Source organism: Parapedobacter deserti (assembly GCF_042646065.1).
Lineage (GTDB): Bacteria > Bacteroidota > Bacteroidia > Sphingobacteriales > Sphingobacteriaceae > Parapedobacter > Parapedobacter deserti.
The window spans coordinates 103,573-124,672 of sequence record NZ_JBHRTA010000030.1 but is presented as its reverse complement, the minus strand read 5'-3'; the positions used below and the strand labels follow the sequence as shown (position 1 = coordinate 124,672).

19 protein-coding genes and 1 tRNA gene are annotated in these 21,100 nt (G+C 47.9%); 4 read left to right on the top strand and 16 right to left on the bottom strand.

Features of this window, described 5'->3' with window-relative positions:
• Positions 1-3: 3 nt before the first annotated feature.
• The 7 genes from araD1 to ACFOET_RS09370 all read right to left on the bottom strand — a co-directional run bounded on the left by araD1 (position 4) and on the right by ACFOET_RS09370 (position 10,607).
• The gene (araD1, locus tag ACFOET_RS09400) at positions 4-1,017 is read right to left on the bottom strand and encodes an AraD1 family protein (RefSeq protein WP_379021906.1); all 1,014 of its coding nucleotides are present in this window, start codon (positions 1,015-1,017) and stop codon (positions 4-6) included.
• 73 nt (positions 1,018-1,090) lie between these two features.
• Positions 1,091-3,061 carry a 1,4-alpha-glucan branching protein GlgB gene (gene glgB, locus ACFOET_RS09395; protein WP_379021904.1) on the bottom strand — a complete coding sequence of 657 codons (1,971 nt, stop codon included), beginning with the start codon at positions 3,059-3,061 and terminating at the stop codon, positions 1,091-1,093.
• Between the two features lie 12 nt (positions 3,062-3,073).
• Positions 3,074-6,403 carry a maltose alpha-D-glucosyltransferase gene (gene treS / locus ACFOET_RS09390; RefSeq protein ID WP_379021902.1) on the bottom strand — a complete coding sequence of 1,110 codons (3,330 nt, stop codon included), beginning with the start codon at positions 6,401-6,403 and terminating at the stop codon, positions 3,074-3,076.
• Positions 6,393-8,360: an alpha-1,4-glucan--maltose-1-phosphate maltosyltransferase gene (locus ACFOET_RS09385; protein ID WP_379021900.1), complete on the bottom strand. Its 1,968-nt coding sequence runs from the start codon at positions 8,358-8,360 to the stop codon at positions 6,393-6,395. Before ACFOET_RS09385 ends, treS begins: the two co-directional genes overlap by 11 nt.
• A gap of 116 nt (positions 8,361-8,476) precedes the next feature.
• The gene (locus tag ACFOET_RS09380) at positions 8,477-9,070 is read right to left on the bottom strand and encodes a Crp/Fnr family transcriptional regulator (protein WP_379021898.1); all 594 of its coding nucleotides are present in this window, start codon (positions 9,068-9,070) and stop codon (positions 8,477-8,479) included.
• Between the two features lie 2 nt (positions 9,071-9,072).
• The gene (locus ACFOET_RS09375) at positions 9,073-10,107 is read right to left on the bottom strand and encodes an SDR family oxidoreductase (protein WP_379021896.1); all 1,035 of its coding nucleotides are present in this window, start codon (positions 10,105-10,107) and stop codon (positions 9,073-9,075) included.
• Positions 10,108-10,133: 26 nt separating this feature from the next.
• Positions 10,134-10,607, bottom strand: a complete 474-nt coding sequence (locus ACFOET_RS09370) for a DUF2269 family protein (RefSeq protein ID WP_379021894.1) — start codon at positions 10,605-10,607, stop codon at positions 10,134-10,136.
• A gap of 184 nt (positions 10,608-10,791) precedes the next feature.
• Between ACFOET_RS09370 and ACFOET_RS09365 the strand changes: the two genes are divergently transcribed.
• A complete protein-coding gene (locus ACFOET_RS09365) occupies positions 10,792-10,941 on the top strand; it encodes a hypothetical protein (RefSeq protein WP_379021892.1) in 150 nt (49 codons plus the stop codon).
• Here ACFOET_RS09365 and ACFOET_RS09360 read toward each other — a convergent pair.
• The 3 genes from ACFOET_RS09360 to ACFOET_RS09350 form a co-directional block, all read right to left on the bottom strand.
• On the bottom strand, positions 10,938-11,129 hold the full coding sequence (locus ACFOET_RS09360; RefSeq protein WP_379021890.1) for a cold-shock protein: 192 nt from the start codon (positions 11,127-11,129) through the stop codon (positions 10,938-10,940). The genes ACFOET_RS09365 and ACFOET_RS09360 overlap by 4 nt on opposite strands.
• Positions 11,130-11,226: 97 nt before the next feature.
• Complete coding sequence (locus ACFOET_RS09355; protein WP_379021888.1) at positions 11,227-11,463, bottom strand: hypothetical protein; 237 nt, start codon at positions 11,461-11,463, stop codon at positions 11,227-11,229.
• Between the two features lie 168 nt (positions 11,464-11,631).
• On the bottom strand, positions 11,632-12,030 hold the full coding sequence (locus tag ACFOET_RS09350) for a hypothetical protein (protein WP_379021886.1): 399 nt from the start codon (positions 12,028-12,030) through the stop codon (positions 11,632-11,634).
• Positions 12,031-12,196: 166 nt separating this feature from the next.
• Between ACFOET_RS09350 and ACFOET_RS09345 the strand changes: the two genes are divergently transcribed.
• Complete coding sequence (locus ACFOET_RS09345; protein ID WP_379021884.1) at positions 12,197-12,700, top strand: DinB family protein; 504 nt, start codon at positions 12,197-12,199, stop codon at positions 12,698-12,700.
• 109 nt (positions 12,701-12,809) lie between these two features.
• On the opposite strand, the gene ACFOET_RS09340 is transcribed toward ACFOET_RS09345, so the two are convergent.
• Positions 12,810-13,403, bottom strand: a complete 594-nt coding sequence (locus tag ACFOET_RS09340; protein WP_379021882.1) for a DedA family protein — start codon at positions 13,401-13,403, stop codon at positions 12,810-12,812.
• Positions 13,404-13,580: 177 nt separating this feature from the next.
• On the opposite strand from ACFOET_RS09340, the gene ACFOET_RS09335 reads away from it, so the two are divergent.
• A complete protein-coding gene (locus tag ACFOET_RS09335; protein WP_379021880.1) occupies positions 13,581-15,821 on the top strand; it encodes an inorganic phosphate transporter in 2,241 nt (746 codons plus the stop codon).
• A 93-nt stretch (positions 15,822-15,914) separates the two neighbouring features.
• On the opposite strand, the gene nfi is transcribed toward ACFOET_RS09335, so the two are convergent.
• A complete protein-coding gene (gene nfi / locus ACFOET_RS09330) occupies positions 15,915-16,595 on the bottom strand; it encodes a deoxyribonuclease V (protein ID WP_379021878.1) in 681 nt (226 codons plus the stop codon).
• Between the two features lie 92 nt (positions 16,596-16,687).
• On the opposite strand from nfi, the gene ACFOET_RS09325 reads away from it, so the two are divergent.
• Positions 16,688-17,467, top strand: a complete 780-nt coding sequence (locus ACFOET_RS09325) for a copper resistance protein NlpE N-terminal domain-containing protein (RefSeq protein ID WP_379021876.1) — start codon at positions 16,688-16,690, stop codon at positions 17,465-17,467.
• 61 nt (positions 17,468-17,528) lie between these two features.
• Here the strand turns inward: ACFOET_RS09325 and tig are convergent, their stop codons facing one another.
• The 4 genes from tig to ACFOET_RS09305 form a co-directional block, all read right to left on the bottom strand.
• Positions 17,529-18,878, bottom strand: coding sequence for a trigger factor (gene tig, locus ACFOET_RS09320; protein ID WP_379021874.1), 1,350 nt, complete (start codon positions 18,876-18,878; stop codon positions 17,529-17,531).
• 68 nt (positions 18,879-18,946) lie between these two features.
• Positions 18,947-19,028, bottom strand: a tRNA-Leu gene (locus tag ACFOET_RS09315).
• Positions 19,029-19,096: 68 nt separating this feature from the next.
• Positions 19,097-20,041, bottom strand: a complete 945-nt coding sequence (locus ACFOET_RS09310; protein WP_379021872.1) for an MlaD family protein — start codon at positions 20,039-20,041, stop codon at positions 19,097-19,099.
• Positions 20,042-20,175: 134 nt separating this feature from the next.
• Complete coding sequence (locus ACFOET_RS09305; RefSeq protein ID WP_379021870.1) at positions 20,176-21,021, bottom strand: N-acetylmuramoyl-L-alanine amidase family protein; 846 nt, start codon at positions 21,019-21,021, stop codon at positions 20,176-20,178.
• Between the last annotated feature and the right edge of the window lie 79 nt (positions 21,022-21,100).

Here is a 21,100-nt window from a genome sequence, read left to right as displayed (position 1 = left end):
ATGTCAGCAAATTTGCTTCAACGCGACCAATTCGTCGACTTTGGCACCGCTCTTCATGGTATTGATCAACGGCCTTCCTAATTTTTCCCAATGGATAATCATCTTATCGCCCTCAGCTAGCCGTACCTGCTCTCCATAACTAAAAGCATCCGCACCATAAAAATGAACATGCACCTGACCGGGTATCCGATGGGTGGGGTATTTAAAATGATGATATTCGAGGTTGGCAAGCGAATGTGCCATATGGGCGCTGCCGCTTTTAACAGGTTTCCGCCACATCATCTCTTCTTGGCGGACAACGCTTACCTCCCCCCGAAACTCATTGAAATCAAGCCCCATTACAAGCTCCGGACCAATGGCACATTCGCGCATTTTTGACGGAGCTAAATATAGGTAGTTTTTGCTCTCCATTAGGTGGTCCGAAAATTCGTTGCCATTGCAGAATCCGATGCGCACGGGTGTTCCGGCTTGGTCGACCAGGTAAATGCCTGCTAGCTCTGCTTCTTCGCCACCATCGTCGGCATATGGCGGAACTTCCAATGGCTCACCATGAGCCTTTAGGATATATCCATTGCCTTTGTAAAACCACTCCGGTTGAACGCCGATGCTTCCCAGAGGCGGATTGCCTCCCTCCACCCCCCACTGGTACATTTTCATACTATCCGTGAGGTTGCCGACATTTTTAAGGTGCATCAGCTGCCGGCTTTTGGCGCTGGAGTGATGGGTAAGCCCTGTCCCGGACACCAAGCAGGCGAACGGATTTGTTGGATGATCAAACGCGGGAAGCAGTTGCCAGGGAGATTCACCGTTGTAAATCGGGTCATAAGCCATGGACTCCGCAGATAAACGTGCCATCAGAAAATCGTGGATGGCTGTTTCGCTAGCTAGCGCTTCCGTCACAAAGTCATAACTGGACGTGACGGAACTGTCTAGTAGCGTGACCATCGGCTCATCAACGAGCGCTATCCGCCTGCCAAGTGTTGCGTGTCGCAGCTGTATAAGTTTAATTATATCCATCTTAATCTCCGTTTTATTGACATGCCAATCCACCACCAACGGAAAAGCCAGCCCCTGTCACGAAAACTAAAGGCTAATCAATGGGCGGCAGGTCGCTTTCCTGGGCATGGAGCTTTAGAACTATGATGGCCAATGGCGGTAATGTCAAAATCAACGAGTGGCTTTTTCCCGCCACTGGAATGGGATATGTTTCCAATTCGCCGGTATTCGATACGCCACTCCCGCCATAGGTCAGACTATCCGAATTCAGCAATTCAATATATTTCCCCATAGCCGGCACCCCTATGCGATAATTTTCTCTCACTGCCGGCGTAAAATTAGCCACAAATATCAGATTTCCATCATTATGATGCCCTTTTCGTATCCACGAGATCACACAGTTCACGTGATCATTGATATCTATCCACTCAAAACCTTCCGGCGAGTAATTTTGTTCAAAAAGTGCGGGCTGCGCCTGATAAAACGAATTCAGCTGCTGCACCCACCGTTGCAGGCCCCGATGGTCCGGGTCATCGCATTCGTGCCAATCTAGGCTAAAGTCGTGCCGCCATTCATGCCGCTGGGCAAACTCACCACCCATGAAGATCATCTTTGCTCCTGGATGACCAAACATATAGCCGTAGAGCAGCCGCAGGTTGGCAAATTGTTGCCAGGTATCACCGGGCATTTTGTTGATTAGGGAGTACTTGCCGTAAACTACCTCATCGTGCGACAACGGAAGCACAAACTTCTCGGCAAAGGCATAGGCCAAACTAAACGTCAATTGATTTTGGTGGTGACTGCGGTAAAGCGGGTCCTTTTGAAAATAATCCAGCGTGTCGTGCATCCAGCCCATCATCCATTTCAGATCAAAGCCCAAACCACCGCCGCCCGTGGACTGGGTGACACCTGGCCACGCCGTTGATTCCTCTGCAATAGTCATCACTCCGGGATGATGGTGGTGTACGGCGTCGTTTAGCTCCTTTAAGAAACTGATCGCCTCCAGGTTTTCCCGTCCTCCGTATTGATTGGGAATCCATTCACCTTCGCTACGTGAATAGTCAAGGTAAAGCATTGACGCCACCGCATCCACTCGAAGCGCGTCAATGTGGTACTTATCCAGCCAATACAGGGCGTTTGATATTAAAAAGGCCCGGACCTCATTTCGGCCATAGTCAAAAATAAGGCTTTGCCAGTCTGGGTGAAAACCTTTTCGCGGATCTGCATACTCATAAAGGTGGGTCCCGTCGAAATAGCCCAACCCGTGCTCATCCGTTGGAAAATGAGAAGGTACCCAATCCAGGATCACGCCAACACCTGCTTGATGGAGTTGGTCGACGAGGTACATAAAATCCTGTGCTGAACCATAACGGCTCGATGGCGCAAAGTATCCGGTTATCTGATAGCCCCACGAGCCGAAAAATGGGTGTTCCATAATGGGCATGAACTCTACATGGGTAAATTTCATCTCGTTGCAATAGGCTACAAGTTCAACGGCCATTTCCCGGTAGGTCATGTACCTCGTCCCGGCGTCTTCCACCCTCCGCCAGGATCCGACATGCACCTCGTATATGGACAACGGCTGTTCCAACGCATTCAACGTCCGCCGGCTCTCCATCCAGTTTTCATCGGACCATGTGTGGTCGATCATTGCCGTTTTTGTAGCTGTCTGCGGCGGCGTCTCCCATTGATAGGCGTAGGGATCGCCTTTTTCAACTTGGTATCCGTTATTTGACCTGATGAAATATTTATAACATTGTCCGAGGCCGACACCTGCTAAGAATATTTCCCATATGCCGGAACCATCCCACCTGACTTGCATGGGATGACTGTGCCTGTCCCATCCATTGAAGTCGCCAACGACGGACACATATGCTGCATTCGGTGCCCAAACGGCAAAGTATGTCCCTGCTTCTCCCAGATGCTCGACCTGATGTGCGCCCAGCTTATTGTACAGTTGGTAGTGCTTGCCTGCTTTGAACAGCGCGATATCAAAGTCAGAAAACAGCGAAAACCAACCGGATGATCCATGCGTCTGCTCAGGTAAATCGACCATTATTTCCATTTTTACGTCCTATTAGACCTTTTCAAGCCTGTTTTTCATCACTATTGATTGAATGCCCCTCAACGGAACCAATACCCAGCCAGGCCGATTATTAAGTTCGTAATTGAGCTCATAAATGGCTTTTTGCAGAATAAAAGTCTGCAACAGGATGTCCAGATCGCCGCTTTCCCGAGGGACAAAAGATGCACCTTGCACTCGCTCCAGATATGCTTTGATGAAGAAGCCGGACATATAGTGGTACCATTGCTCGATATGCGGTATCAATTTATCTACATCTTCAGGTCTGATTTGATTATCAAGAAGCAGACTTCCGTATGCCGCATAATGAAATGACCGTATCATACCTGCCACATCGCGCATCGGCGAGTACTTCAACCGCCTTTCGCTGTAACTTCGGGCAGGCTCGCCCTCAAAATCAAGGATAAAAAAGTCGTTGCCTGCGTATAACGTTTGACCTAAATGATAATCTCCGTGGATGCGTATTCTGGTGACATCAATCTTATGGCTGTAAATCCGTTTCAGGATGCCGAGAATCTCATCCTTCATACCAAGCACTTCCTTTGCCACCTTTCGTACATCATGCGGCAGCTTTTCGAAGTTTCGGCTCAGGCTTTGGAAAGCAGCCCGGACCATGGACTGCAACGAGGAAAAAATGGAACGCTGATAATGCAACGAATATGCCTCCGGCCTAAACGCAGGATCGTTGTGTTCAGAAGCCAATGCTTGATGCATTTCGGCCGTTCGCACACCCAAAAGGCCTACAAGCTCGGCAACCGTTGCTTCCAGCTTCTGCTGCAATACTTCGGGAAGTTCTTCATAAGCTGCAGGTGAAGTCAGGCTACCTATCAGCTCACCCGGTTCGGAGGCGTTTGCATCAGAAAGAAGTGCTTCATTATAGTCATTAAGCCGATCGAGCATATATTCCCAGCCATCACTGGCACCTGTCACCATCTCCTGCATCATTCCCAACACCATGGCCTCTTTCCCGAATTTCCATGTTACCAAACCGATGTATCCGGGAATGTTCTTAAACCCGGCTTTCTGACTCAAAAACTTGGTCAACTCAACATCGGGGTTGATTGCCCGGTCTACCTTCCGGTATATTTTCAGGTAAAACTTACCATCATACGTCAGCGAGGTGTTGCTCTGCTCGCCCGAAAGCACTCTTGGTTTGATTTCAGGGTTATCGCGGACATACTCCTTCAGTGCAGGGCTGCCCGAAAATTGAACTTCCCCGCCGGGCTGCGGTACACTATGGCTCCCCGCCATGTTTTTTATGATGCCCTGTTGAAAGGGTAAGCCGTATATAGCGTCGTACAAAATGCCTTCATCGCCGTTCAGCACGACATAGGCGATGACTGATTGTGGACAGTTTGTGTTTAGTTTGTAAGCAAGCTGGCTTTTCGCGAACGCGACGGGCAACTGATACAGGTCAGGCAGGCCATCACGGTAGCTAACTTCCACTAACAAAATGTAGGTGCTAACCTCGTCTATCGGTACATTCGCGTAGTCTACAACGCGAACACTTTCCAATCCCCGGCTCTTTCCGCCAAACCAGCGCAAGCGCATCAAATAATCTGGCAACACCTCGTTTTCAAGCTCGTCTACCACGGCCCTGTTTAGCAAGTCTCTCCATCTCTCCAGCCTAAAGGTATGCAGGCGGTCTTCATTTTCCATCTCCGGGTGAACTTTTTCTAGCACAAACAACTGGCTTCCATAAGCGCCTAAAGTCACGAAGTACGGAACATCGTCCCGAATCACAGGGAATCGGTTACGGCTGGCTATTTCTACCGGTACATATCCCTTGTAGTCGCCTAACTGCAGCTCAACAGGCTGGGAGAAACGGGAGAGGTTGGTGATGACCAACATCGTCTGGCTTTCATACGTGCGTGTGAAAGCGAGCACCTTTGCGTTTTCGCTTTCCACGAACTTCAGATCCCCCCGGCTAAACGCTTTATACCTTTTCCGTGTGCTTATTGCTCTTTTCATCCACCATAACAGTGACGAGGTGTTGTACGATTGCAATTCTACATTTACCGACTCGTAGTGAAACTGAGGGTCCAGGATCAAGGGAAGATAGAGGCGATGCGGGTTGGCTTCTGAGAAGCCGGCGTTACGACCCGAGTGCCATTGCATCGGTGTGCGCACCCCGTCCCGGTCTCCAAGGTAAAAGTTGTCGCCCATGCCAATCTCATCGCCATAATAAATAACGGGTGTTCCGGGTAGCGAAAACAGAAGCGTATTGAGTAGTTCAATTTTCTTCCCGTTGTTGTCGAGCAACGGCGCCAATCGGTGTCTGATACCAAGATTGATACGTGCTTTCGGGTCCTTCACATAAACTTTATACATGTAATCACGCTCCTCGTCAGTGACCATTTCCAACGTCAACTCGTCATGATTGCGCAGGAAAATGGCCCATTGGCAGGTTTCCGGAATTTCCGGCGTCTGATCAAAAATATCGGTAATCGGATATTTGTCCTCCATTTGGAGGGCCATGAACATGCGGGGCATCACCGGAAAGTGATAGTTCATCTGACATTCATCGCCATTTCCGAAATAAGCAGCTGAATCCTCCGGCCACATATTGGCTTCAGCAAGCAGCAACGTTCCGGGGTAACGCTCATCAACATGCTTTCGCAGCTTCTTCAGGAAGGCATGGGTCTCGGGCAGGTTTTCGCAATTGGTACCGTCGCGTTCGAAGAGGTACGGAACGGCATCCAGCCTGAAACCGTCTACTCCCATTTTGCACCAATAATCCAGGATTTTGATTATTTCCTGTTGAACCAACGGACTGTCGTAATTCAGATCAGGCTGGTGAAAGAAAAACCGGTGCCAATAATATTGCTGTGCCACCGGGTCCCATGTCCAGTTAGACGTTTCGAAATCCTGGAAGATAATTCGCGCATCTTTGAATTGGTGAGGATCATCGGTCCATACATAGTAGTTACGTTCGTCTGATCCCCTAGGTGCGCTTCGGGCCCGCTGAAACCAGGGATGCTGATCAGAGGTATGGTTAATGACCAGCTCGGTAATCACCTTAAGCCCCCTTTTGTGTGCCGCGTTTAAAAACCGCTTAAACTGCTTAATGTCTCCGTATGATGGGTTGATGGTGTAGTAATCGGCAATGTCGTAGCCATCGTCACGCAAGGGCGATGGGTAAAAGGGCAGCAACCAGATTGCTGTCACACCCAGGTCCTGCAAGTAGTCGAGCTTTTCCATTAACCCGTCAAAGTCCCCTATACCATCGCCGTTCCCATCGCGAAAAGCTTTGATGTGAAGCTCATAGATAATGGCATCTTTATACCAGTGTAATTTATCGTCCAGTTTGTTGCTATTGCTCATGCTGTTGCAGCTTTACTACTTTAAAGATATGCGCTGGCATCTGATAGGGATTCAGCTCTACATAATTGATATCGCCGACCCAGCGATATTTTCCGCCGCCTAATAAGTCGACCACCATGTAAGGCTCGTGATGGCCGATGCCTAACATGCCGACAGGAAGGGTTACATGCGCGGCCTGCGTATGGTACACATCCAGGTTTACCACAATAATCAGCTGGTTATCCGCATCTGCATCTATTTTAACATAACAGGTAATCTGGTCGTTACTGGTTTGCGCAAACTGAATATTCCACGTTGACTGCAATGCCGCATTTTCCCTCCGTATGCGGTTTAACCGCGTGATGATGTCACCTATACGCGTGTACTGATCCCATTCCCAATGTTTGATTTCGTATTTCTCATTATCCAAATACTCCTCTTTAGCGCCGTGCGGGGTGTTTATCCCGAATTCGTAAACGGGGCCGTAAAGCCCGTAATTCGAAGAAAGCGTGGCAGCCAGGACCACGCGCATGATGTGCGCATTTTCACCACCGTGCGTCAATATCGGCGGCAAGATGTCCGGAGTATTCGGCCAGAAGTTGGGCCGGAAATAGTGCCGCATTTCCGTACCCGTCAGTTCGGTCATGTATTGTTCGATCTCATGCTTGGTGTTGCGCCAGGTAAAATAGGTATACGATTGATTGAAGCCGGCCTTAGCCAACCGCTCCATAACACGCGGGCGGGTAAAGGCCTCTGCCAGAAAAATGACATCGGGGTATTGCTCTCTGACCTCACGGATCATCCACTCCCAGAAAGCAAACGCTTTGGTGTGGGGGTTGTCGATTCTAAACACTCGTATACCCGCATCTATCCAATAATCTACCACACTCTTCAGTTCCTTCCATAGGTTTTCCCAATCGTCGGTCTCAAAATTGAAAGGCAATATGTCTTCATATTTCTTTGGCGGGTTTTCAGCATATTGCACCGTTCCGTCCGGCCGCCAGGTAAACCATTGCGGGTGTTGTTTCACATAGGGGTGGTCAGGTGCGCATTGATAGGCAATGTCCATCGCGATTTCAATATCATGGTCACCAGCCGCTTTTATCAGCTCTTTGAAATCAGCCAAGCTGCCCAATTCGGGGTGAATGGCTTTGTGACCCCCCAGCCGATTCCCTATTGCCCATGGCGAGCCGGGGTCGCCAGGATTCGCGGTCAGTGAATTGTTCTTCCCCTTTCGGTTTACCTCGCCGATGGGGTGTATGGGCGGGAAATACAGCACATCAAACCCCATCCGAGCAATGCGGGGTAATAACTTAGCCACATCCCGGAAGGTCCCGTGTCGGGAGACGTCGGGAGACGCGGACCGAGGAAACAACTCGTACCACGTGCTAAAGCCCGCTTTCTTGCGCTCAACCTCCACGCGATACGTAACAGGGTATTCGGTTATGGTATCGCGGTCGCGATGCCAGTACATTACTGCCGCAACATCATTGCTAAGTGCCAGAAGCACGCCCTGGCCTGGATCTGTAAACTCCAGTAGTTGAGCTGCCCAGGCATTTAACCGGTCCGCTTCGCCTTTGTTCTTAGACGCGGCATCCCTTAACAGCTCGGCCCCGATCTGCAGCTCAACCCGTACATCCTGTCCGGCATCATACTTTTTTTTCACGCCTTTCTTCCAGGTCGTGTAGTGGTCGACCCAGGCAGTGACCCGAAACTCATGCATCCCCTTTTGCGTTGCCCTGAAGACGGCTTGCCAATAATCATTGATCACAAACCGCATTGGCAACTCGGCCCACTGCCGTTCGCCGGCAGTTCTTATGTATGCGCTGGCTGCGATGGCATCATGTCCATCGCTAAAAATATCTGCTGCGATGATTACGTCTTGTTCGACAACGGCCTTAGCGGGGAATCTACCTTCTTCAACCTTTGGAGATACGTTGGTAATAATTACTCTCTTTTTGCCACCTGGATAAAGCATATTATAGCTATGACTTTCTGTGACAACAATAACAGGTACGACATGTTTTGAAGCGCAGCTGTAAATTGCGTGGTGCATTGCATAGGCTGGCGTATTACACAATAGCGCGTGGCAGTTTAATCGTTGGTTGCTTTTTGTTGTTCGCCGAGCCCTTTGCGTATTCGGCTTAATGATTGCGGCGTAATCTTCAAATAGGAGGCAATATATTGCATCGGAACGCGAAGTGCTAATTCGGGATAATTTTCAAGAAAAAAAAGGTATTTGTCTTTTGCCGCACCGAAATGCAAAAATTCGTTATCCTTTATTTTGTTTAATAGGGCCGCTTCCGTCAGGCTTTTGGTCAGGATGTACAACTTTGGCACCCTCTCGCTCAGCCTGACCCATTCCATTCGGTCTATCGCAAACACACAACAGTCTGTAACTGCTTCAAAAGCCAAGTGGCTAGGTTCGTTGTCATAGAAGCTCTTTATCTCGACTGCGAATTGGTTTTCTCTGATGAAGTAAGTGGTGACTTCATTAAGCTTCGTGTCTACAATGTAAGCCCTCAATATGCCTGAATCCAGAAAACCTATCTTTCTGGAGATGGTACCTATCGAAAGAAATTGCTCACCCGGCTTAAATCGGTACTCCTTGAACGCGGCGCACACCGTGATGACCTCCTCCTGGTTCAATGTCCCGCCGAAGCTTAACGCCATTTTTAAATTCAGCATTTTTAGAATCGTTTAATCAGTCCCAGCTCCAGTACACTTTTAGCACAGGAGAGAATAGCCTTTTCATTAGATATCGGGGTCCAATTTAATTCTTTTCTCGCTTTACTGCTATCCAATTTCCGGGTTTTCCCCAAATCGATCAAAATTGGTTTCAATGCCGTATCAAACCGTGAAAACCAACGGACAAAGACATTGGGCATTACAGCCCTGGGTATTTTCATAGCTGGATAGGCGCTTTTCAGTACCGCTGCGACATCTTTGAATTTCAGGTAACCGTTTGCTGCGATATACCGTTGGTTGGCAGCGGCCGGAAGTTCCATTGCCTTTATATGCAGTGCGGCAACTGAGCGGACATCAACGATTTCGAAGCCGATGTCGGGCAGGGCCGGCGAGCTCCCGTCAAGGGTTTTGATAATGATATTGGCCGAAGTGCCGAAATCATCTTCCAGGACCGGTCCTAAAATGGCTCCGGGACAAATTGTTACAAGCTCCATACCGCTGTTGTCTTTCTCAACAAAATTCCACGCGGCCTTCTCAGCGAGGGTCTTACTCTTGATGTAAGGTGTCAGGTCTTTTTCATGCGCTTCGTCCGTCCAGTCATCTTCGCTGAACGTGCCATTACGGTTTTCCTTTATTTTGCCGTAAATAATCGACGCGGCGGATGATGTGATGACTACCCTTTTTATCCCGGCATTAGCCGAGGCCTTAAGTACATTTAGCACCCCGTTCACGGCAGGAACAATTAGCTCGTCTTCATGGCTGGGAAGTTCCCGCGGAAACGGAGAGGCTGTGTGTATCACATAGTCAGCACCTGCTGTGAGCTCAGGCCATATGCGGCTGTCTTCAAGATCTGCCTCTGCAAAGCTTAAATTGGCGATTTTGTCGGTATGTTTCGCTATTACAGTTCGGATAGACGATGCTCGCTCCATCTCTCGCAGCGTCCCTAGCACGTGGTACCCCTTTTCCAAGAGCTGGATCACGGTATGTGTCCCTAAGAATCCGCTTGCGCCTGTCAATAATACGTTTTTGTTATTCATCTTTACGGTCGTTAAATTAGATGGTACTACCTCGGGATTTTCAGCGTCATCATAATGAATGCAAGCAAGGGGGTGATCAGGGCTACGATTCCCCAAAAGTTCCAATTCCTGTACAGTTTGTTAATTTCCACCCAATCGGACTTCACGAACACGCTTTTGTTCCCGGCAAGGGCGCAAATCTTGTTCTGAAGTGGCACAAGGCGGAGTGAAAAAATTATCCCCGACGCGACAAATAATACGATGGAATAAAGTATCCATCCGTTGCCTAGGGTCGAAAAATGCCCGGAAACGGAGCTGGCAACCCCACTGCTGGTGATTAGCACCACGCTTGGAATTGTAAAATACTTATCCCCTTTTATGATTCCCGCAACGGTAAATGATAGGATGCCGATGTCTTGCCTTTTTATGGCATTTCTCATCCATGCCAATTCAGTGATAATGTTTCCCAGAAACACTACCGATGCCAGCATATGCGCCAGTTTAAAATAAGTATGATCCATTTTTAGCAATTATTTGTTTGATTGGTGTTCCTTTCATGTCGCCTAAGGGAGCTCAGTCCTTCGATCGACTCGTTGCCCATTGAGTAAATGCTGATTCTTTTCGACATAGTTTCTTATTATTTTTTTCTCATGCCAAAAGTATCGTCACCGGCTATGTGAGCAATTACCAAATGATAAAAAATTGATGACTTATCGGCACGAACGTAACCGGACTGAAGATGAGGTGGACGGGCTGGCAATACCGGGTCTTTTCGCAGATGGGGCAGCGGCTAAACGAACGAAGCACCGGGCTGCTGCTCCGGTGCTTCATTCGTTACGGTTGGATAACCCTTAGGCCAATTTAACGTTCACTGCGTTGATGCCCTTTTTACCCTGCACCACATCATAGGTCACGGTGTCCTTCTCCCGGACATCATCCCGAAGGCCGGATACGTGTACAAAAATCTCACCGCTACCATCGTTGGCGGTAATGAAGCCGAATCCTTTAGATTCGTTGAAAAATTTAATGGTGCCTTTGTTCATGGCTGTTACTGAATAAAAAATGAAAAATTCACGCGCCCATCCTGCGGACACGTGAAAATAACAAGGAAGGCCGATTAATGTTTTATAGTTGCATGCCTCAAGTGTTGTTCGGTTGGATTGTAAACACAGTGTCCCTGAACGAACGCAACCTCACAGTGCTGGAAAATTTCCCTTCAAAAAACTCGGCCACTCGAAGACGTGCGGCGGTTGTAAGCGACGCTTCATCGTCCGCCATCACGGCGAGGCCCACGTTCGCTTCTAACGCAGTGAAGCCTCCGTCATCTCGCTTATATACGACAAATATCAACTCTTTGATGTTCCAAAAATTCTTCATTTTAGTTAAGTAAGCTAGTTCGTCCGCCGGAAGGACACGGAATCCGGCACCAAGACGTACAAAAGTTGAATCCGGCGTTGACCACTTTGCAATAGGCATTACCAGTCCCAAGCGTTTTCGCACGCGTAGTGAAATACCATATCGGTGTTAAAAAAGGTTGTTGCGTGTTTAGCAAAAAGTGAATGGAGGAGCGCGAAGCCCGTTTGCATGTAGATGGACGTTGGTATTAAAAGGTTTGGGATGACGGAGATGCTGTGGATAAAAAATGGTGGTGCACGGATAGCGGTGGCTTAAATCGTCTGCCGTTAGCTCGGCTTCGGACGATTGCTCCTTGAGGTACCTCAATACACTTAGGGTATCCGAATAAGTATGGGAATGATCACTATGGGAGTGTTTTTCTAATAACCTGTCCAGAATTCCTCTTTCACAGCCATGATGGCCCAAGTAATCATGGTGATGGTGCCACGCATGTTCATGCGGGTGTATGTGCGGAACCGTATCGTGCCCGATCATGAGCACCATAACCAGCAGCATCAATACCACTTCAATCCTTTTCGACACTTCCATTCCGGTTCAAACTTACATAAAATATCAAAAAGGTACTCCGGTACACAGTAAATAAGCGTATCGCTCGATAGCATGGCGTTTTGTACAGGGGAGGTTGCGTATGGCAAATGAAAGCAATTGTAAATTAGCGCCACGTAATTATATTTGCTACAAAGAACGCCTCGCTATGATGATAGAAGCTTTACTACGGGAATTTGAACAAGAAGTAAAAGGCACGAGAATGTTATTGCAAGCGGTGCCTGAGAAAGACATTGATTATAAACCGTCCCCTATTTCATGGACGATGGGTGAGCTTGCACAGCATATTGCCACGATATATCACTGGTATGTGGGAACACTCTCCAAAGACGTATACGATTTAGCGGCCGATCGTCTTGAGCGTGGAAAACCGGGAGACATCGAAGCTACACTCGACTTTTTCGAACGGAACGTGGAAAAGGCCAGGGAAGCGCTGAACGCTACAACCGAAGACAGTTTAGAAGACATGTGGACCATGAAAGTCGGCGATCGTACGGTACTTGGTCCATCACCAAGAGGAATAGTTGCCCGCAGCTTTCTTTATAATCATCTTTACCACCATCGTGGTGAAATGATCGTTTACCTGCGAGCTACCGGAAATCGAGTGCCAGGTCTTTATGGACCGACGTATGAAGAAATTTCAGGACAGTAAAAATCAGCTACCTAAAAAAGAAACCGTAGAACTATCCTGCTTTCTAACGGGCAGCAACGTTACCTGGACGGCAACCGACCATTATTACTGCCGTTAACAAGCGCTCTGGCTATTTCTCTCTGACAGCTCGAACGATTTTGATGACTACCGGCACGGTAACTGCCGTGATTATGAGGGCAACTGCATAATTTAGGTACGGCTGTAAAAAAGGCATGTTTCCAATGAAGTAACCGGCAAATACAAGCGATACTATCCAGCCAACCGACCCTATGAAAACAAACGCTAAGAAACGGCTGAATCTTAGTTGGATGATACCGGCGGCGATAGGGCCAAATGTGCGAATCAAGGGAAAAAACACACCAAGGGACAGCGCGAGGGCACCATATTTACTATAGAAATTTTCTGCAGCCGTCAAATGCTGTTTCTTGAAAAATTTCGTGTCCGATCTACGGTGTAAAAGCGGTCCCGTCTTATAACCGATGACATATCCGGTAACATTGCCCAATACGGAAGCCGCTACGCCTAAGCTGCATGTCGTAAAAAGGGTGTGACCGAACAGACCGTTGGCTATCAATACGCCCGCCATGAAAAGGAGCGACCCGCTTGGAAGAAAAAAGCAGAAGAACAGCCCTGTCTGCCCATAAACCGCTAAGATAACGAGCAGCAGCCCTCCGACCTGAATTAACCCCCCGGCATCAAACATGTTAACTGGCTGTATAAATAAGTTTTGTTTCGCCTCAAAGATAGAAAATCATTGGCCAACTTAGCCGCCTTTCAAGCGCTAGAGAAGTAAATTCGGTTGTTAACATAAACTTAACATACAAATAACAGTTAACCAACACAAAGTTTACATCTTTGGGCTCTTCACAGCTGAAGCGTTATGGATTACATGTTGTTTATCGTTGCTCTCCTTCTTGTCCTGGCTATCGCGGACCTGATTGTCGGTGTCAGCAACGATGCCGTCAATTTTCTGAACTCGGCAATAGGCAGTAAAGTCACCACCTACCGGAATATCATCCTCATCGCCGCCGTGGGCATACTAGCCGGATGTTTTTTCTCCAGCGGGATGATGGAGATTGCACGCAAAGGAATTTTCCAGCCCCAACATTTTACGTTTGACAAGGTAATGTGGATATTTCTGGCGGTCATGCTCGCCGACATTGTGCTGTTTGACATTTTTAACGCGCTCGGTCTGCCCACGTCCACAACGGTATCCATTGTCTTCGAATTGCTGGGAGCCGCAGCAATCGTGGGTTTTTTGTTTGCCGCCGAAAAAGGAGAATCGATCGGCGAAGCGATGAAATACATTAATGTAGAGAGCACATTTTCCATCATTTCGGGCATTTTTCTTTCCATTTTAATAGCATTTACCGCAGGGGTGGCGGTGCAGTATTTCATCCGATCGGCCTTTACCTTCCAGTACGAAAAAAGGCTAAACGTGTTGGGAGCGCCTTTTTCGGGAATGGGCATTACCGTGATCATCTATTTCCTTTTGATTAAAGGCCTTAAGGGTACAACGCTGGCTCAGGAGGAATGGGTAAAGATATTGAATGACAACCTTATCGTTTTTATGCTGCTTGTCCTTGTCGCTACTACGGCGATTTGCTTCTGGTTGCAGCGCCAATTTCGCCTGAACCCCATCAAGATTGTGGTGATCGCTGGAACCTTTTCCCTAGCAATGGCATTTGCAGGCAATGACTTGGTCAATTTTATCGGTGTTCCCATCGCAGGATTAATGGCATACCAAAACTGGGCAGAAAGCGGAGTGGCCGCTGATGCCCTGTATCAGGATTACCTGGCAACAAGCGACGTCATCGTACCCACTTACATGCTGGGAATTGCCGGGTTCATTATGGCATTAACCATTTGGTTGAGTGCTAAAGCTAGAAAAGTAACGGAAACAGAAATCAGCCTGGGTAAGCAGGACGAAGACGGAAGTGACGATCGTTTCAAGCCCAATAATATATCCAGACGGGTTGTTAAAACAGCCATGCTACTGGGCAATGTATTCGATACGGTCATTCCCCGAAATGTAAAAAGACGGTATAACCTTAGTTTCGAACGGGATAAGTTAAGCAAAGCAACGGCAGTGGACCAGGATGCACCCGCGTTTGATCTGATCAGGGCAGGAACTAATCTTGTGCTTGCAAGTATACTGATCGCGTGGGCGACGTCATTGAAACTGCCGCTGTCTACCACGTACGTAACCTTTATGGTGGCCATGGGCACATCGCTTGCCGATAGAGCTTGGGGCCGTGAATCGGCCGTGTATAGGGTGACAGGGGTACTCAGTGTGGTAGGCGGATGGTTTATTACCGCCCTGTTTGCATTTTCAGTCGCCGCTTTCTTTGCATTCGTGATTTACCAAGGGATGGTGGCAACGGGTGTGCTGTTAGGAATTGTCGTCACCTATATCATCATATCTAATATAAAGTTTGCTCACAAAGAGCGTCAATCAAAGAAGGAAAAAAGCAGATTGAGCTTGTTAGGAGAGCCGGATCTGGATGTCTACATCCGCAGCAAGAATATGCTGATAGCCATGATAATTGAAACGTCGGGCCACTATAGCACAATTTTGAATGGTATACGCAGTAACGATGCGCCAGCAATTAAGAAAGCAGACAAAGAACTTTTGGAATTAATAAACTATTCCTATAAGCTGAAACGGAACAGTCTCAGGGCTATCCGGCAGCTTGGTGCTGCCGACCGACGCTCGGCCGAAGTAATCGTATACGGTGCCGACCTCATACAGGATATGCTTCAATCAGCAAAGTTCTTGAGCGCAGAAAGCCTTCAGTACATTGAAAACTTGCATGAACCCCTCGCAGATGGATTTATCGCCACGTTGGAAAATCTGGGGGTCAAAATGGACAGGTTCTTTAGTCTGGCCATAAGTGAACTGAAAGAAGAAGAAGGGCCCAATGTACCCTTGCTCCGTCAAAACCGTAATGAAATCCGGGCGTTCATAAACACCAATTTCGGAAACGAGCTGGATATCATTCGTCGCAAAAACATTGGCAGTAAACAGGCACTGCTCCAAACCAGTATTTTTCTTCAGAGCCGTGACATCCAAGCTGTGTTGTTCAGGATATGCAAAATCTACGGTAAATTTGAGAATTAACGATAGGCCTCACTCGGCAACAGACCTGTACATTAACCACCTCCTGAAATCGCAGTGCCGTAATGTCAGTTGAGCCGTTCCGAAGAGGTGAGGTTATTGCGTCCCGGCAGCAACCTCACCTCTTCGGAACCGATTGACCAGTTCATGTGCCAGCCGTGTAGGTTCAGGTATTCGGTATCTTCCCTTACATTGCTGAATAATTTCCAAACTATTGTTCAGGCCGACCAAGTTGCCCGGTGACACGAATACCGGAGCCACTTTGCTTTTGCTCCGGAAAGCGTGGCCAATCTGCTCCGTCCCTGCCATGATCGGGGTATGGTCACCAACGAGCAAGCCAGGCTCGTGGTACTGGCCTGTAAGCAGTTTTTTGGCACAGCCTATACTGGGCTGGCCGGTCTCCACCCCGAAATGAGCGGCAATGCCCAGCCGGCGTGGATGCGCGATGCCATGTCCATCGATCACCAATACATCCGGCTTCACTGCCAGTTGGCGCCATGCATCCACCAAAGCGGGCACCTCCCGGAAAGCCAAATAACCCGGCACGTATGGAAAACGGGTCTCCGCCTGGACCAATGACCACCCGACCGGCTGAAGCTGCGGAAAGGAAAGTAAAATGATCCCAGCGTAAATGGTACTGCTATACAGATTTAATGAAATATCGGCTCCCCCGATCAAGCGAACGGACAGCTCGCGTTCCTCAATATCCAACCGTTCACGCAACTGACGCTGCAAGCAGGTCGCCTCGGGAATGCTCAAGGTCTCGTAATGCTTCATAGCTAAAACAACATGCAAATATCTTTCCTTATTACCAAACATATTTGAAACCGCCGTGTTTGGTACACTTTATGCTTCAAATAAAAAAACATATGATGAGAACCAGCACATCTATGCGGATTTTCGGCGGCTTTATGGCACTCGTGCTGGCCGCTGGAGGCTGCCAAACCAAAAAAAGCAGCTCAAGCCAAGCAGATACCGCACACAACAGCCGGAATTCGCTGGATTGGAGGGGAACATATACCGGTACATTACCCTGCGCCGACTGCCCGGGCATCCGGTATACGCTGACCTTGCAGGACGACGGCACATACCACCTGAACACGCTGTACCTGGATAAAGGAGACTCGGTATTTACCGAAACAGGCAAATTTAATTGGGACCAGGATGGAAGCCGGATCACGCTAACCGAACGGAACGAAAAATTCCAGGTGGGAGAAAACCGGCTATTCCATTTGGATATGCACGGCAACCGCATTACCGGCAACTTAGCTGAACATTACATCCTAAGTAAGGCAACCGACGCTGCGCTCACCGACACATATTGGAAACTGATCGAAATTAATGGAGAACACGTAGCTGACGGTTCGACACAGAAGGAACCCTACATCCGATTAAACAGCGAGAATAACAGGATAGAGGCTAATGGTGGCTGTAACGGTTTAGGCGGCACATACGAGTTGTCCAATCCGAACCGCGTAAAATTTTCCCAGCTCATCGGCACCATGATGGCCTGCGAAAATATGGAAACAGAAAATGGATTGAAGCGCGCGTTGGAGTCTGCCGACAGCTATCACCTGCAAGGGGACACGCTTCAATTGTTTCGCGCGCGAATGGCGCCGTTGGCTAAATTCACAGCAGTGCAAAAATAGCACCCAACAAAAAAGAGGCTCACAGTGTGATGAAGCCTCTTTTTTGTGACGAGTCGCAGCATTATTTCAATTCCAAAAACTTATCATACTCAATCTCCTTAGTCTCCAATTTCACCAATCCTTTGAGATAATCAAACACTTTCAAAGCTTTTACTTCGTCAAACAAGCGATTGGCTTGTTCTTTGTCACCGAGCAACCGAACAGCGTATTGCGCCAATTCCTGATCGGTTGGTTCTTGCCCCGGCGTGTACATCTTAATCTGTGCTGCGATGCGCTCCTTTGCCAGTGACAGCACCTCTTCATACTTCACCTCTAGTCCGTTTTGGGTGATAATCCGGTTTTCAATAAGCGTCCATTTCAAGTTTTTCAGGAAATCGGCAAACCCTTCTTCCAGCTCATCATCCTTGATTTCCGGATTGGTGGCTTTCAACCACTTTTTCAGGAACGCCTCGGGAAAATCCACATTTATGGCTTCCAAACCCTTTAGGTAGATATCATTCTGAAGCTTTTGATTTGCATTTTGCACCAGCATACTTTCCACCTCTCCCCTTACTTTTTCCCGAAATTCTTCTTCGGTGGTTACTACGCCTTCGCCAAAAAGCTTGTCGTAGAATGATTGATCTAAGTCCGCTTCGGCCAATCGGTTTACGTTTTTCACAATTAGTTTAAAGACGCTAGGCTCCAAACCGGCCACCTCCTCCTCTTTTATCCCGAGAATTCGTGCGATATCTGCATTATCTTTAAATGCGCGTTTGACGTCGATCGTCACCTCGTCATCTTTCTTCAAGCCGATGAGGGAATTTTTGATTTTTTTGTCGTCAACCAAATCAGTACGTACCGATGCTGTATTGGCAATACCGCCTTCGACCTCGTTTCCCTCGGCATTTACCTGCTTAAGCTCGGCATATAACACATCTCCGCCCTCGGAAACTTCGGGATTGGTCATTTTGCCATAACTGCGGCGCAGATTTTTGATACGCGATTCCAAGGTTGCTTCATCTGCCTTGATAACATATTCAGTGAATTTTGTTTTTTCGGTGAAAGGCACTTCGAATTTCGGTGCCAGCCCGATTTCATAGCTGAATGAAAACGTGTCGTTGAAATCCCAGTTATAATCGTTTTGATCGTCTTCCTTAGGCAGTGGTTGCCCCAGGATGTCCAATTTATTATCACTGATATATTGGTTAATTTGATCGCTCACCAATCGGTTCACTTCATCAAGCAAGATCGCCTTTCCATAGGTACGCCTGATATGCGAAACTGGCACCATTCCAGGGCGGAAGCCCGGCAGTTTAGCCTTCTTGGCTTGTTCTTTGATCGCTTTATCCACTTGGGGGTTGTAATCCTCGGGAGCAAGGTTTACGGTAATGACGGCATTGATTTCGTCGATGTTTTCGTGTGAAATGTTCATACTAAATTTTAAGCGTTATCGCATTCATTCATATAAAAAATCCCCCCGATTCCTCGGGGGGATCCAAGTGCGGAAGAAGGGACTCGAACCCCCACGCCTTTCGGCGCCAGATCCTAAGTCTGGTGCGGCTACCAATTACGCCACTTCCGCATAGGACTTTCTATTTTGGACTGCAAAAATAACGCTTATTCTCCAAAATGGCAAACGAATTTGTTTTTTTAATCGTTCCGCCGGCCGAAGACCGAGAAGTGCACATACCTGCCCGGCCGCGCTTTCATGTCTGCAATCAACTCTTCCAGGTTTTGCGATGCCTGGTTTAAGTTATTATACAATTGCTCGTCACTCAACAGCATACCAATGGACCCTTGCCCTTGGTTTATGCGATCCGTGATCGACTGGAAGTCAGCCATGGCCTTATTTGCGCTGTTGATCGTCTGTGCGAAGTTGGCTTTAGCCACCTGGTCAGTGATGCTGTCCAAATTTGCAAGCACGTGGCCGATCCGTTCATTATTGCTTTTAAAATTAGCCGTGATCGATTCCACGTTTCCAATGATGCTGCTAATTCTAGTCCGTTCGGATACGACCATTCCGTCCAACTGGCTTGTGATTCCTTCAAGGTTCTGCAAGGAGTTGGCGATGCTGTTGATACTCCGGCTGAAATCGCGCTGGAAATCCTTGTCAATCGTATTATTTATCGAATTTAATACCGAATCAAGCACTGCAGCGATATTTTCGGCCTTTCGCTGGATAGGCTCTACCTGCTCCATGATGTTTCTTTGTATACCTGCATCCAATTCTTGGCCATCCACGGCATATTGCGGGCTGTCCCCCAATTCAAATACGATGGCTTTTCCGCCCAGCAGATCCGTACTGGCGAGACGCGCCACCGTGTTAGCCGGAATAGCGTAGCTGCGTTTCACTTTAAATTCCGTCCTGATCTGACCATCGGCTTGCAACTGCATGTGCGATACGCGACCTATCTGATAACCGTTTACGAGAACAGGTTTTGACTCCGTGAGCCCATCGACCCGGTCATATATTGCGTAAAATGTATAATCGCTGCTAAACACATCGTTTCCTTTGAGAAAGCTATAGCCTACAATTAATATTGCGATGGCGACAATGGCCAATATACCAACTTTGGTTTCGTTTGCTATTTTCACACTTCGCTGTTTTGCTGAGTTAAACTAATAATTGCTTATTCCTGTCTGGCTGACTAGCCATCCACCTTTTCACAAGATCACTCGTTCCCCCCACAGAACAAGTTTAGTGCCGAATTTGTTTAGGCGCGCCGCTGTTAGTGTTCCACCTGCCTTTTGTATGCCTTGATGGCATCCAAAAGGTTTTTCACGATTTCAGCTTGTCCCCGCTCCGACTTCATATAGGTCTCTTCGTCTGGATTGCTGATAAAACCGATTTCAGTTAATACAGCAGGCATCCCCGCAGCAGCCAGCACGGCAAGGCCCAGCTCCTTCACCCCACGGTCTTCCCTGCCCGACTTGGCATATTGCTCTTGAATTAATGAAGCCAGCTTGATGCTTTGCCCGCGGAATTGGTTTTTCATCAGGGAAAACACGATATAACTTGCCGGATCATTGGGATCGAACCCTTGATAGTTCTCCTGATAATTATCCTCAAGTAAAATATCGGCATTTTCCCGGATCGCGGCATCCTGCTCGCCCAGTCGATGAAACCCCGAGACAAATGTCTCTGTGCCCCGGGTTGACTTGTTCTGGACCGTTGTATAATAGTACTTTCCTTTGCTATTTCGCCTCCTTACCCGGGTTGCAGGTGTTGCGTTGCAATGAACAGAAATGAACAGATCAGCCTTGTTCTTATTGGCTAGCTCAATTCGTTTATATAGTTCTACATTTACATCGGTGGTACGGGTATATAACACCTTGACGCCGGGCATTTCGCGTTCAATAGCTTTTCCCAGCTTGAGGACCACTTGCAAGGCGATGTCTTTTTCCATTGAGGTCGCCCCCGGTGCCCCCGATATCGGTCCCCCGTGTCCGGCATCAAGCACGACGGTCTTCACGGTATACACCGAGTCGCGATACTTATTTGCGGAAGAAGCCGTTGGAATAAATAGAAGAGCGGATAAGAAATAAAAAATATATGTTGTGGGATGTTTAATCATATCGATGTAATACACCAGAATCCTAACTATTTTTAATTAATTTTGTGCGCAATTCTGATTTATTGCAAAAATAATATTC

Bases quoted from the DNA above. Each gene is read 5' to 3' on its own strand.
- araD1 (WP_379021906.1), bottom strand. From the start codon at position 1,017: ATGGATATAATTAAACTTATACAGCTGCGACACGCAACACTTGGCAGG.
- glgB (WP_379021904.1), bottom strand. From the start codon at position 3,061: ATGGAAATAATGGTCGATTTACCTGAGCAGACGCATGGATCATCCGGT.
- treS (WP_379021902.1), bottom strand. From the start codon at position 6,403: ATGAGCAATAGCAACAAACTGGACGATAAATTACACTGGTATAAAGAT.
- ACFOET_RS09385 (WP_379021900.1), bottom strand. From the start codon at position 8,360: ATGCTTTATCCAGGTGGCAAAAAGAGAGTAATTATTACCAACGTATCT.
- ACFOET_RS09380 (WP_379021898.1), bottom strand. From the start codon at position 9,070: ATGCTGAATTTAAAAATGGCGTTAAGCTTCGGCGGGACATTGAACCAG.
- ACFOET_RS09375 (WP_379021896.1), bottom strand. From the start codon at position 10,107: ATGAATAACAAAAACGTATTATTGACAGGCGCAAGCGGATTCTTAGGG.
- ACFOET_RS09370 (WP_379021894.1), bottom strand. From the start codon at position 10,607: ATGGATCATACTTATTTTAAACTGGCGCATATGCTGGCATCGGTAGTG.
- ACFOET_RS09365 (WP_379021892.1), top strand. From the start codon at position 10,792: ATGACTTATCGGCACGAACGTAACCGGACTGAAGATGAGGTGGACGGG.
- ACFOET_RS09360 (WP_379021890.1), bottom strand. From the start codon at position 11,129: ATGAACAAAGGCACCATTAAATTTTTCAACGAATCTAAAGGATTCGGC.
- ACFOET_RS09355 (WP_379021888.1), bottom strand. From the start codon at position 11,463: ATGAAGAATTTTTGGAACATCAAAGAGTTGATATTTGTCGTATATAAG.
- ACFOET_RS09350 (WP_379021886.1), bottom strand. From the start codon at position 12,030: ATGGAAGTGTCGAAAAGGATTGAAGTGGTATTGATGCTGCTGGTTATG.
- ACFOET_RS09345 (WP_379021884.1), top strand. From the start codon at position 12,197: ATGATGATAGAAGCTTTACTACGGGAATTTGAACAAGAAGTAAAAGGC.
- ACFOET_RS09340 (WP_379021882.1), bottom strand. From the start codon at position 13,403: ATGTTTGATGCCGGGGGGTTAATTCAGGTCGGAGGGCTGCTGCTCGTT.
- ACFOET_RS09335 (WP_379021880.1), top strand. From the start codon at position 13,581: ATGGATTACATGTTGTTTATCGTTGCTCTCCTTCTTGTCCTGGCTATC.
- nfi (WP_379021878.1), bottom strand. From the start codon at position 16,595: ATGAAGCATTACGAGACCTTGAGCATTCCCGAGGCGACCTGCTTGCAG.
- ACFOET_RS09325 (WP_379021876.1), top strand. From the start codon at position 16,688: ATGATGAGAACCAGCACATCTATGCGGATTTTCGGCGGCTTTATGGCA.
- tig (WP_379021874.1), bottom strand. From the start codon at position 18,878: ATGAACATTTCACACGAAAACATCGACGAAATCAATGCCGTCATTACC.
- ACFOET_RS09305 (WP_379021870.1), bottom strand. From the start codon at position 21,021: ATGATTAAACATCCCACAACATATATTTTTTATTTCTTATCCGCTCTT.